The sequence below is a fragment of the Stenotrophomonas sp. FR010 genome (genome assembly GCF_047520755.2).
Classification (GTDB): Bacteria; Pseudomonadota; Gammaproteobacteria; order Xanthomonadales; family Xanthomonadaceae; genus Stenotrophomonas; species Stenotrophomonas sepilia.
In genome coordinates, this window is record NZ_JAXBQT020000021.1 from 42,114 (window position 1) to 53,572 (window position 11,459).

Below are 11,459 nucleotides of genomic sequence, written 5' to 3' on the forward strand. Positions count from 1 at the left end.
CCTCCGTCCCCTTTTTCACCCGCGAATCACTTCGAGGGCTGGATGCGGACCCGGACTTCGTCCTCTTCCGGGGCGGCCTGCGGGGCCGGTTGCGCCTGCTGCGGCTGGGCCTGCGGGGCGGGTGCCGGGGCACCACGATGGCGCAGGCCGATGACCAACGCCACACCAGCAATCACCACCAGCAGGGCGATGCGGATGCGCCAGGCCCAGCTGCGGCCGCCGCTGCCCGTTCCAGGCGCGTCGCGGAAGGCGAACTCGGCCGTGGGGTGGTCGCGGCGGGTAGTGTCGAGCAGGCGCGCCTCGCGCAGGATTTCGCGCGCGCGCGGCTGATCGTCGGCGCGCACGATCCACACCGCCGGATAGGCACTGGCGTTGCCCAGGTCGGTATAGCTGAACTGGCCGCGGCGGCGGGTCTTGTAGGAGCGCCCGTTGCTCACCTTGACCTCGATGCCATGCCCGCGCAGGAGCTCGGCCACACCCTCGACGGTTTCCACGCGCTGGCTGCTGAAGATCTGGCGCATGGGTTTACTCCTTGGCCGGCACGGCAGCGGCCGCGGCCTGGTCGGGAACGACGCGGATCAGGCCTTCCTGCGCGGTGCTGGCCACCAGCACGCCGTTGCGGGTGAAGAACTGGCCGCGGGCCAGGCCGCGCGAATCCTGCGCGCTGGGGCTGTCCAGCGAATACAGCAGCCAGTCGTCTGCGCGGAACGGGCGGTGGAACCAGATTGCGTGGTCGAGCGAGGCCATCTGCACGTGCGGGTGGTAGTAGCTGATGCCGTGCGGGAAGGTTGCCGTGCCCAGCAGGTGGAAGTCGGAGGCATAGGCCAGCAGCGCCTGGTGCAGCTCCGGTGCATCGCCGACCGGCTCGCTCAGGCGCAGCCACACCTGGTGGTAGGGCGGGCGCTTGGGCGGGTTCAGTTCGTCGCGCGGGTAGACGTGGCGGAACTCGAACGGGCCGCCACGCGACAGCCAGCGCTGCACCTTGATCGGCAGTCGCTCCAGCACCTCGGCCGGCAGCGGCCGATTCGGTTCGATGTCTTCCGGCTGCGGCACCTCAGGCATCTTGTGCTGGTGCTCGGCGCCGGTCTCGGCCTGCTGGAACGAGGCCGCGCAGAAGAAGATCACCTTGCCGTGCTGGATCGCGGTGACCCGTCGCACCGAGAAGCTGCCGCCATCGCGGGTGCGGTCCACGTCGTAGACGATCGGGTGGTCGATGTTGCCGGCGCGCAGGAAGTAGGCGTGCAGCGAGTGCACGTGACGGCCATTGTCGACCGTGGCCTGCGCCGCAGCCAGTGCCTGGCCCAGCACCTGCCCACCGAACACGTACTTGGTGCCGATGTCGCGGCTCTGCCCGCGGAACAGGTTGTCCTCCAGCCGCTCCAGCGTGAGCAGGTCGATCAGCTCGGAGACGACGGGTTCGGGCGTGTCGTTCAAGGGGGTGGCCACAGCAATGAGAAGGCCCCGATTATACCGGTCAGGGGTCAGATCCCTTTCGCCCGGCGAAAGGGATCTGACCCCGGGCGGGGCAACCGCTACTTGCCCAGGCGCGCCGCCAGGGCCTGGAGGGCGTTCTGCGCGTCCGGGGCGAACCAGGCCTCGACGAAACGGTCCAGCTGGATCAGGTCCGGGTGCAGCGCTTCGTGCAGGTCGGCGCGAGCGATGGCGCGGGTCAGCAGCATCGGCTGCCGAGGCTGCTTGAGCAGGTTCTGCAGCCAGGCCACGGCGCGGGCCACCACCAGGTCACCCTCAGCCAGCTCGTCGACCAGGCCGATCTGCAGCGCCTGTTCGGCCGGCACCAGCGAGCCGGTGGTCAGCAGCACGCCGGCGCGGTGCACGCCCACCGCACGGCGCAGCAGGCGCTGGATGCCCTCCGGCGCGATCAGGCCCACCTGCACCTCGTTCAGGCCGATGGCATACGGCCGCGACGGATCGGCGCTGCGCGCCATTACCCGGTAGTCGCAGCACAGGGCCAGCACGCAGCCGCCGGCCGGCGCGTGGCCGGTAATCGCTGCGACCACCGGGATGCGGCTCTCGGCCAGTGTGCGCACGGCGCCAAAGAAAGCGTTCCAAGTGTCCAGCAGCTTGTGCTTGTCATCGCCATGCGAGAGCAGGTGCGGCACGTCCATTCCACCGGTGAAGATGCGCTCGCTGCCCGACAGCACGATGCCGTGCGCGTCTTCGGCCATGGCCAGTTCGATGGCATGGATCAGCTGCCGGCACAGATCGGTGTCCAGTGCATTGACCGGCGGCCGCGCCAGGCGCAGTTCGCGGATGGGGCCGTGGTTGATCACCTCGATGAGCGTCGTCATGCTGCGGTCTCGTTGCGAAGAAGGAACCTGGGCGATGATAACCAAACCATTCGTTGGCGTACTGTGGGTGCTGTGTGCGGCCGCAGCATCGGCTTCGGCTGCGGAATCACGCTGCGTCACGGTGGAGCAGGGCTGGGCGCGGTTGCCACCGAATCCGGCGATGCCGATGACTGCCGGCTATGGCGTGATACACAACGGCTGCAGCAGGGCGGTGGTGATCACCGGTGCGACCAGCAGTAGTTTCGGCGACGTGTCGCTGCACGAGACCACGATCGTCGATGGCGTCAGCCGGATGCGCGCGATCGAGCGCCTGCCGCTGGCAGCCGGCGCGCGTGCCGAACTCAAGCCTGGTGGCCTGCACCTGATGCTGATGCAGGGCAAGGGCGCGCTGAAGGAAGGCCAGGCGCTGCCGTTGCGGCTGCAGCTGGAAGGCGGTGGCGAAGCGAGCGCGACGTTGACCGTCCGCAAGGCCGCGCCGTAGCGGGATGGTAGTGCCGGCCGCTGGCCGGCAGCACAGGAAATGCCGGCCAGCGGCCGGCGCTACCGCAGGGTCTTACGACCAGTCGTAGGAGAACAGCACCGTGCGGCTCACCGGCTCATACAGCATCACGATCGCGTCGGCGCCGGCAGCGCACCAGTTGTAGCCGGCGACTTCGGCGACGGCGAAGAACTTGTGGCCATTGCGGCGGATGATCGCCAGTTCGGCATCATCTGGAGCATGCCGGTCGTTGGCGGCGTCGGTGAATTCTAGGGTGAAAGCGGCCGGAATATCGGCCGTTTCGATCCAGTTGCCACAGGAAACCTGTCCCCCCAGCGTATCCAGATAATCGCGCTCGCTGGCCTCACCCTTGCCGTAGCGCGAGTAGCAGGCGAGGCGGCCATGCATGGCGTGGTAGTCGCGGGCCTTGACGTAGCTGTCGCGCATCTGCGCAATGTGTTCCTGCGCGTCCTTGTCCTGTACTGCGTCGCCGATGAAATAGCCCTCGTTGCCGAGGAAGCGCATCTGGTTGCCGGCGGTCAGCTCGAAGGCGATCCAGTTGGTGGCGGTGAAATCGTTGTGGTGTTCTTCGGTGGTTTCGCCGATGCAGCCGTCGTACGGCTCGATCGGGCACAGCATCGTCGCCACCTGGCCGGCCAGTTCCGGGCGCAGCACACCGAGGTCGATCTTCAGCAGCGGCAGCAGGTGTTTGCCGAGCCACGTCTGGTCGGCGGGGAAGACATCGGTAGGGAAGGGGACCATGCCGGGCAGCAGGTCGTGCAGTTCAGTCTGGTGGATCATGTCAGTCCTTTGAATGGGATCGGTAGTGCCGGCCGCTGGCCGGCATGCGCGAAGCGTCTGGAGGTTGCCGGCCAGCGGCCGGCACTACCTTCAGGTGGAAGCGTTGCGGATCGCCTCAGGCAGCGGCGCGCTCTTGCCGGTCTGCGTATCCATCCACACCACCACCACGTTGCCATCCGAGTACAGCTTCGACGCGTCCTGCTGGTCGACGATGCGGTGGCCGATGGTCACGCTGCTGTTGCCCAGGCGCTCGACGAACAATTCGACCACGATGTCGTTGGGCCACACGATCGGCAGCCGGTAATTGACGTTGGTCGCGGCCACCACCGGTGCGATGCGGTCGGTCATCGACACGCCGTCCACGCCCAGCATCCAGCGCACGCGCGCTTCTTCCAGGTAGGAAATGTACTTGGCGTTGTTGACGTGGCCCATGCTGTCCATGTCGCGCCAGCGCACGCTGATCGGGATGCGGGCCAGGATCTTGTGTTCGCTGCTCATCAGGCGTCCTTCTTCTTCGACGTGCTCTTGCTGGCCTTGCCGGCGCTCTTGGCGGCCACGGCCTTCTTCGCCACCTTGGCCGGCTTCTCGGGCTTCACCTTGCGCGGCGGGCGGGCGTCGGGCTTGTTGGCCACGGCGGCCGGTTGCTCGGGGCGCGCGCTGGTGGAAGGCAGCATGCGGGCCAGGAACTGGCCGGTGTACGACTGCGGGCAGGCCGCCACGTCTTCCGGCGTGCCGGTGACCAGGATGGTGCCGCCGCGGTGGCCACCCTCCGGACCCAGATCGACGATCCAGTCGGCGGTCTTGATCACGTCCAGGTTGTGCTCGATCACCACCACCGTGTTGCCTTCGTCGCGCAGCTTGTGCAGGACGCCCAGCAGCGCTTCGATGTCGTGGAAGTGCAGGCCGGTGGTCGGCTCGTCGAGGATGTACAGGGTGCGGCCGGTATCGCGGCGCGACAGCTCCTTGGACAGCTTCACGCGCTGCGCTTCACCACCGGACAGCGTGGTCGCGCTCTGGCCCAGCTTGATGTAGCTCAGGCCGACGTCGACCAGTGTTTCCAGCTTGCGTGCGATCGACGGCACCGGCTCGAACAGCTTCAGCGCATCCTCGACGGTCATTTCCAGCACGTCGTTGATGTTGAAACCCTTGTACAGGATCTCCAGCGTCTCGCGGTTGTAGCGCTTGCCGTGGCAGACATCGCACGGCACGTACACGTCCGGCAGGAAGTGCATCTCGACCTTGATCAGGCCATCGCCCTGGCAGGCCTCGCAGCGGCCACCACGCACATTGAAGCTGAAGCGGCCCGGCGAGTAGCCGCGTGCACGCGCTTCGGGCACCTGTGCGAACAGTTCGCGCAGGGGAGTGAACAAGCCGGTGTAGGTGGCCGGGTTCGAACGCGGGGTGCGGCCGATCGGCGACTGGTCGATGTCCACCACCTTGTCGAACAGGTCCAGGCCATCGATCTCCTTGTACGGGGCGATCGGGTGCGAGGCGCCGTTGATCTCGTTGGCAGCCAGCGAGAACAGGGTGTCGTTGATCAGGGTCGACTTGCCGGAGCCGGACACACCGGTCACGCAGGTCAGCAGGCCCGACGGAATCGCCAGGTCCACGCCCTTGAGGTTGTTGCCGCTGGCCCCGCGCAGGTGCAGGGTCATCTTCGGGTTCGGCTTGTGCCGGCGCGCCGGGATCTCGATCGCGCGCTTGCCCGACAGGTACTGGCCGGTCAGCGAGCGCGGTGCCTCCAGGATGTCCTGCAGGGTGCCCTGGCCGACGATCTCGCCGCCATGCACGCCCGCGCCCGGGCCGATGTCCAGCACGTAGTCGGCCAGGCGGATCGCGTCCTCGTCATGCTCGACCACGATCACCGTGTTGCCGAGGTCGCGCAGGCGGGTGAGGGTGCCGAGCAGGCGTTCGTTGTCGCGCTGGTGCAGGCCGATCGATGGTTCGTCGAGCACGTACATCACGCCGACCAGGCCGGCGCCGATCTGGCTGGCCAGGCGGATGCGCTGCGCCTCGCCACCGGACAGGGTGTCGGCCTTGCGCTCGAGGGTCAGGTAATCCAGGCCCACGTCGACCAGGAAGCCGAGGCGTTCGCCGATTTCCTTGACGATCTTCGCGGCGATCTCGCCGCGCCAGCCCGGCAGGCTCAGCTCGCTGAAGAACTTCAGCGCCTCGTCGATCGGAAGCACCACCAGCTCCGGCAGCGGGCGGTCGGCCACGAACACATTGCGTGCAGCCTTGTTCAGGCGCGCGCCATGGCATTCCGGGCAGGGTTGTTCGCTGATGTACTTGGACAGCTCTTCGCGCACCGCCGGCGATTCGGTTTCCTTGTAGCGGCGCTCGAGGTTGGGAATGATGCCCTCGAAGCGATGCTTGCGCTGGGTGCGGCCACCGGCTTCGGTGAAGTAGGTGAAAGTGATAGCTTCATCGCCGCTGCCGTACAGCACGGCCTGCTGCACCTTGTCCGGCAGCGAGTTCCAGGCCGCGTCGACGTCGAACCGGTAGTGCTTGGCCAGCGAAGCGATCAGCTGGAAGTAGTAGGCGTTGCGGCGATCCCAGCCGCGCACCGCGCCGGCGGCCAGCGACAGCTCGGGGTGCACCACCACGCGCGAGGGATCGAAGAACTCGGCCATGCCCAGGCCATCGCAGCCGGGGCAGGCGCCCATCGGTGCGTTGAACGAGAACAGGCGCGGCTCCAGTTCCGGCAGCGAGTAATCGCAGACCGGGCAGGAGTATTTGGAGGAGAACAGGGTCGGCGCGGTTTCCGTGTTGTCCAGGCTCTGCACCGAGGCCATGCCGTCGCCCAGCTTCAGCGCGGTCTCGAAGCTCTCGGCCAGGCGCTGCTTGATGTCCTCGCGCGGGCGGAAGCGGTCGATCACCGCCTCGATGGTGTGCTTCTGGCGCAGCGCCAGCGGCGGCACCGCGTCGATCTCATGCAGCTCGCCGTCCACGCGCACGCGCACGAAGCCCTGCGCGCGCAGCTGGTCGAACACCTGGGCATGCTCGCCCTTGCGGTCGCGGATGACCGGCGCCAGCAGCATGTAGCGCTGTTCCGGGTCCAGGGTCAGCACCTGGTCGACCATCTGGCTGACCGTCTGCGCTTCCAGCGGGTAGCCGTGGTCTGGGCAGCGCGGGGTGCCTACGCGGGCGTACAGCAGGCGCAGGTAGTCGTAGATCTCGGTGATCGTGCCGACCGTCGAACGCGGGTTGTGCGAGGTCGACTTCTGCTCGATCGAGATCGCCGGGGACAGGCCCTCGATGTGGTCCAGGTCCGGTTTTTCCATCACGCTCAGGAACTGGCGCGCATAGGCCGACAACGACTCGACATAGCGGCGCTGGCCTTCTGCATAGATGGTGTCGAACGCCAGCGAGGACTTGCCCGAGCCGGACAGGCCGGTGATCACGATCAGCTTGTCGCGGGGCAGGTCGAGGTCGAGGTTCTTCAGGTTGTGCGTCCGCGCGCCGCGGATGCGGATGAAATCCATCGCCATGGGGGATCCGGTTGTGGGGGCGTTGGCTGGGTGCCGGGCCAGCAGGGAACGGCAATCGGTCAGCCTACCGAGGTGACCAGATGGGGGCAATGGGCGACAATGCCAGCCCGGTGTCTCACCTTGTGAGACAGGCCGACAGGCAGGGGTCAGATCCCTTTTCACGGGGTGAAAAGGGATCTGACCCCTGCCTGTCGGGCCCCCCAGGCCGTCCAGGGGTTGACTTGACCCGCGCCCGATGATCTGCGTACAATCCCGCTCCTGTCCGCCCTCGATGGCGGCAGCTCAGACCACAATAACTACAGAGGAAGGCCTGGTCATGTACGCAGTACTGGTCACCGGCGGTAAGCAATACCGCGTGGCGCAGGGCGAAAAGCTCCGCATTGAAAAGCTCGAAGTCGAAGTCGGCAGCGAGATCAAGTTTGACAACATCCTGATGCTGGGTGACAGCGACGGCGTGAAGCTGGGCGATGCGCTGAAGGGCGCTGCCGTCACCGCCAAGGTCCTGTCCCAGGGTCGTGCTGACAAGGTCCGGATCATCAAGTTCCGTCGCCGCAAGCACCACATGAAGCGTCAGGGTCACCGTCAGTACTACACCGAAATCGAGATCACCGGCATCGCCGGCTAAGCATCAGGAGAAGCAGTCATGGCACATAAAAAGGGCGTAGGCTCCTCGCGCAACGGTCGCGACTCCAACCCGAAGTACCTGGGCGTCAAGATCTTCGGCGGCCAGGCCATCGAAGCCGGCAACATCATCGTGCGTCAGCGCGGCACCCAGTTCCACCCGGGTTCGGGCGTTGGCCTGGGCCGTGACCACACCCTGTTCGCCCTCGTGGATGGCAAGGTGGAGTTCTCGGTCAAGGGCGCCAAGAAGCGTCGCACCGTCAGCATCGTCTCGGCCGACGCCTGATCCAGGCATCGCCGGCACCCGTGCCCCGGCATGGGAGTGCTGCATGAAGAGCCCCGCTTCGGCGGGGCTTTTCGTTAGAGTTGAAGCAAGACCGGCTGGGCCGGGTTGCCGGCCCACGGCCGGCATGACATTCAAGGTGGCGGCCAGCAGGCCGCGCCCATCGCAGGCATCGAAACAATGAAACTGGTAGACGAAGCAGAAATCGAAGTGTTCGCCGGCAACGGCGGCAACGGCTGCATTGGCTTCCGTCGCGAGAAGTTCATTCCGCTCGGCGGCCCGGACGGCGGCGACGGCGGTGCGGGCGGCAGCGTGTACATCCGCGCCGACGAAAACCTGAACACCCTGGTCGACTTCCGCCATGACCGCATCTTCAAGGCGCAGCGCGGCGAGAACGGCATGGGCCGCCAGGCCTATGGCAAGGGTGGCGAAGACCTGACCATCACCGTGCCGGTCGGCACCGTGGTGATCAACGTGGCCACCGATGAAGTCATCGGCGACCTGACCCAGCACGGCGATCGCCTGCTGGTGGCCAAGGGCGGTCGCGGCGGCCTGGGCAACATGCACTTCAAGAGTTCGACCAACCGCTCGCCGCGCCAGGCGTTGCCGGGCGAGCCGGGCGAGGAGCGCACGCTGAAGCTGGAGCTGAAGCTGCTGGCCGATGTCGGCCTGCTGGGCTTCCCCAACGCTGGCAAGAGCACCCTGATCCGCGCCGTTTCGGCGGCGACGCCGAAGGTGGCTGATTACCCGTTCACCACGCTGTACCCGAACCTGGGCGTGGTGAAGGTGGAGAACCACCGCAGCTTCGTGATCGCCGACATTCCCGGCCTGATCGAAGGCGCGGCCGATGGCGCCGGCCTGGGCGCGCAGTTCCTGCGCCACCTGCAGCGCACCCGCCTGCTGCTGCACCTGGTGGACATCTCGCCGATGGAAGGTGGCGTGGACGGCATCTCGCCGGTGGAGCAGGTGCGTGCGATCGAGCGCGAGCTGGGGAAGCACGATCCGGAACTGCTGAAAAAGCCGCGCTGGCTGGTGCTGAACAAGGCTGACCTGATGTTCGAAGACGAGGCGCAGGCCGCGGCCGAGCAGATCGTTGCCGAGCTGGGCTGGAAGGAGCCGTGGTTCCTGGTCTCCGCACTGGGTCGCGAAGGCACCTTCCCGATCATGAGCCGGATCATGGCCTTCTTCGATCGCCAGAAGGAAGAAGAGCAGGAAGCCCGCGACGCGCAATGATGGCGTTGTGGCTCCGTGCAAAAAACCCGGCTTTGGCCGGGTTTTTTGTTGCCGGGGTCAGATCCCTTTTCCGCTGGAAAAGGGATCTGACCCCGGGCGTGTCAAAAGTCCCGGACCGCAGGCAACAAAAAACCCGGCCGGGGCCGGGCTTTTGTCTGCAGCCCAACCCCGCAGGGTAGGGCGGCAACGCCGGATCAGGCGGCCTTGAGGGCCTTGATGCGGTCGTTCAGGCGGCTCTTGTGGCGAGCAGCCTTGTTCTTGTGGATCAGGCCACGCGCGCTGAAGCGATCCAGGATCGGCTGGGCAACGGCGAAGGCGGCTTCGGCGCCGGCGGCATCGTTGGCGTCCAGCGCCTTGATCACTTTCTTGACAGCGGTGCGCAGCATCGAGCGCTGAGCCACGTTGCGCGCGTTGCGCACGACGGTCTGCTTGGCGCGCTTCTTGGCGGACTTGATATTGGCCACGGTGGTGGTTTCCTGAAAAAATCGGTGTTATGGGAACAGCAAGCTAGCTAGTATGATGGCGTAAGAAATGCACGTCAAGTCGATTGTCAAGAGGGACGCTGAGTGAGTTCACCCAAGTTGTTGCGGGGCCTGCTGTCGTTCAGCAGCATGACCATGGTCTCGCGCGTTCTCGGACTTGTCCGGGACTTCGTGGTGACCACCACGTTCGGCACCAACGCCATCACTGATGCTTTCTGGGTCGCCTTCAGGGTACCCAATTTCCTGCGCCGGTTGTTCGCCGAAGGGTCTTTTGCCACCGCTTTCGTGCCGGTGTTCACGGAAGTGAAGGAAACCCGCAGCCACGCCGAGCTGCGCGAACTGATGTCCCGCACCGCCGGCACCCTGGGCGGGGTGCTGATGCTGGTCACCGCACTGGCGCTGATCTTCGCGCCGCAGCTGGCCTCGGTCTTCTCCAGTGGCGTTGATACCGACCCGGTCAAGCAGGGCCTGCTGGTCGACCTGTTCCGCCTGACCTTCCCGTTCCTGCTGTTCGTCTCGCTGACCGCACTGGCCGGTGGTGCGCTGAACAGCTTCCAGCGCTTTGCCATGCCGGCGCTGACCCCGGTCATTCTCAACCTGTGCATGATCGCCGGCGCGCTGTGGCTGGCACCGCGGCTGGGCGGCACGCCGGAAAAGCAGATCCTGGCGCTGGGCTGGGCGGTGCTGGCCGCCGGCATCCTGCAGTTGCTGTTCCAGCTGCCCTCGCTGAAGGGCATCAACCTGCTGACCCTGCCGCGCTGGGGCTGGCGCCACCCGGGGGTGCGCAAGGTCATGACGCTGATGGTGCCGACCCTGTTTGGTTCCTCGGTGGCGCAGATCAACCTGCTGCTGGATACGGTGATCGCGGCCAAGCTGACCGACGGCTCGCAGTCCTGGCTGTCGCTGGCCGACCGCTTCCTGGAGCTGCCGCTGGGCGTGTTCGGCGTGGCCCTGGGCACGGTGATCCTGCCGGCGCTGGCCCGCCACCATGTCAGCACCGACCGCGAGGGCTTCTCGCGTTCGCTGGACTGGGGCCTGCGCATGACCCTGCTGATCTCGGTGCCGGCCATGCTGGGCCTGCTGCTGCTGGCCGAGCCGCTGATCGCGACCATCTTCCAGCACGGCCAGTTCAGCGCCTTCGACACCCGCATGACCGCGCTGTCGGTGTACGGCCTGAGCTTCGGCCTGCCGGCATTCGCCCTGCTGAAGGTGGTGCTGCCGGCCTTCTACGCCCGCCAGGACACCAAGACCCCGGTGCGCGCCGGGGTGGCGGCGCTGGTGGCCAACATGGTGTTCAACTTCGCCCTGCTGGCCGTGCTGTACCAGGTGATGGTGCCCGACGCGCTGAAGGTGCAGGGCGTGATGGCGGCGATCGGCAAGCAGCCGGGCCTGCACCTGGCACTGGGCATCGCCAGCGCGCTCTCCAGTTACCTGAACCTGGGCCTGCTCTGGTACTGGCTGGGCAAGACCGATGTCTACCAGCGCCGGCCAGGCTGGGGCGGCTATCTGCTGCGCCTGGTGCTGGCCTGCGCGGCCATGGTTGGCGTGCTGTTGGCCCTGCTGCACTGGCTGCCGGGTTTCTCCGCGATGCGTGTGTGGGAGCGGATCGGTGCCCTGGCGTTGCTGGTCGGCGGCGGCGGCGCGACCTATGCGGTGGCCATGCTGGCGATGGGCTTCCGCCCGCGCGACCTGCGCGGGCATTGATCGCAGCCCGTGGCGGCTATACTTCAGGGTTACACCATTGAAGCGGCGGCCCCGGTC

Annotated in this window: 12 protein-coding genes; 5 read left to right on the forward strand and 7 right to left on the reverse strand. The window is 66.6% G+C overall.

All coding sequences use genetic code 11. From position 1 onward, the window contains the following. Positions 1–26: 26 nt before the first annotated feature. The 3 genes from ACM0PK_RS17050 to ACM0PK_RS17060 form a co-directional block, all read right to left on the reverse strand. Positions 27–521, reverse strand: coding sequence for a pathogenicity-like protein (locus tag ACM0PK_RS17050; protein WP_414606838.1), 495 nt, complete (start codon positions 519–521; stop codon positions 27–29). Positions 522–525: 4 nt separating this feature from the next. Further along, complete coding sequence (gene tesB, locus ACM0PK_RS17055) at positions 526–1,446, reverse strand: acyl-CoA thioesterase II (protein ID WP_414606837.1); 921 nt, start codon at positions 1,444–1,446, stop codon at positions 526–528. Between the two features lie 86 nt (positions 1,447–1,532). Continuing rightward, positions 1,533–2,309 (reverse strand): enoyl-CoA hydratase/isomerase family protein, encoded by a 777-nt coding sequence (locus tag ACM0PK_RS17060; RefSeq protein ID WP_005415699.1) that lies wholly within the window; start codon positions 2,307–2,309, stop codon positions 1,533–1,535. 34 nt (positions 2,310–2,343) lie between these two features. On the opposite strand from ACM0PK_RS17060, the gene ACM0PK_RS17065 reads away from it, so the two are divergent. Then, complete coding sequence (locus ACM0PK_RS17065) at positions 2,344–2,790, forward strand: copper chaperone PCu(A)C (protein WP_065178108.1); 447 nt, start codon at positions 2,344–2,346, stop codon at positions 2,788–2,790. Positions 2,791–2,862: 72 nt separating this feature from the next. Here the strand turns inward: ACM0PK_RS17065 and ACM0PK_RS17070 are convergent, their stop codons facing one another. The 3 genes from ACM0PK_RS17070 to uvrA form a co-directional block, all read right to left on the reverse strand. Then, positions 2,863–3,588, reverse strand: coding sequence for an enolase (locus tag ACM0PK_RS17070; RefSeq protein WP_414606836.1), 726 nt, complete (start codon positions 3,586–3,588; stop codon positions 2,863–2,865). A 90-nt stretch (positions 3,589–3,678) separates the two neighbouring features. Further along, on the reverse strand, positions 3,679–4,086 hold the full coding sequence (locus ACM0PK_RS17075; protein WP_065178106.1) for an acyl-CoA thioesterase: 408 nt from the start codon (positions 4,084–4,086) through the stop codon (positions 3,679–3,681). Next, the gene (gene uvrA / locus ACM0PK_RS17080) at positions 4,086–7,079 is read right to left on the reverse strand and encodes an excinuclease ABC subunit UvrA (RefSeq protein WP_414606835.1); all 2,994 of its coding nucleotides are present in this window, start codon (positions 7,077–7,079) and stop codon (positions 4,086–4,088) included. Before uvrA ends, ACM0PK_RS17075 begins: the two co-directional genes overlap by 1 nt. A gap of 316 nt (positions 7,080–7,395) precedes the next feature. On the opposite strand from uvrA, the gene rplU reads away from it, so the two are divergent. From rplU to cgtA, 3 genes are all read left to right on the forward strand, one after another. Next, a complete protein-coding gene (gene rplU, locus ACM0PK_RS17085; protein ID WP_005408557.1) occupies positions 7,396–7,704 on the forward strand; it encodes a 50S ribosomal protein L21 in 309 nt (102 codons plus the stop codon). Positions 7,705–7,722: 18 nt separating this feature from the next. Then, positions 7,723–7,986, forward strand: coding sequence for a 50S ribosomal protein L27 (gene rpmA, locus ACM0PK_RS17090; protein ID WP_005415704.1), 264 nt, complete (start codon positions 7,723–7,725; stop codon positions 7,984–7,986). A gap of 177 nt (positions 7,987–8,163) precedes the next feature. Beyond that, positions 8,164–9,216: an Obg family GTPase CgtA gene (gene cgtA / locus ACM0PK_RS17095; RefSeq protein ID WP_069139083.1), complete on the forward strand. Its 1,053-nt coding sequence runs from the start codon at positions 8,164–8,166 to the stop codon at positions 9,214–9,216. Positions 9,217–9,410: 194 nt separating this feature from the next. On the opposite strand, the gene rpsT is transcribed toward cgtA, so the two are convergent. Beyond that, positions 9,411–9,680 (reverse strand): 30S ribosomal protein S20, encoded by a 270-nt coding sequence (rpsT, locus tag ACM0PK_RS17100; RefSeq protein WP_005408560.1) that lies wholly within the window; start codon positions 9,678–9,680, stop codon positions 9,411–9,413. A gap of 117 nt (positions 9,681–9,797) precedes the next feature. Here rpsT and murJ point away from each other — a divergent pair, with 117 nt between their 5' ends. Next, a complete protein-coding gene (gene murJ / locus ACM0PK_RS17105) occupies positions 9,798–11,402 on the forward strand; it encodes a murein biosynthesis integral membrane protein MurJ (RefSeq protein WP_111201651.1) in 1,605 nt (534 codons plus the stop codon). Positions 11,403–11,459 lie beyond the last annotated feature (57 nt).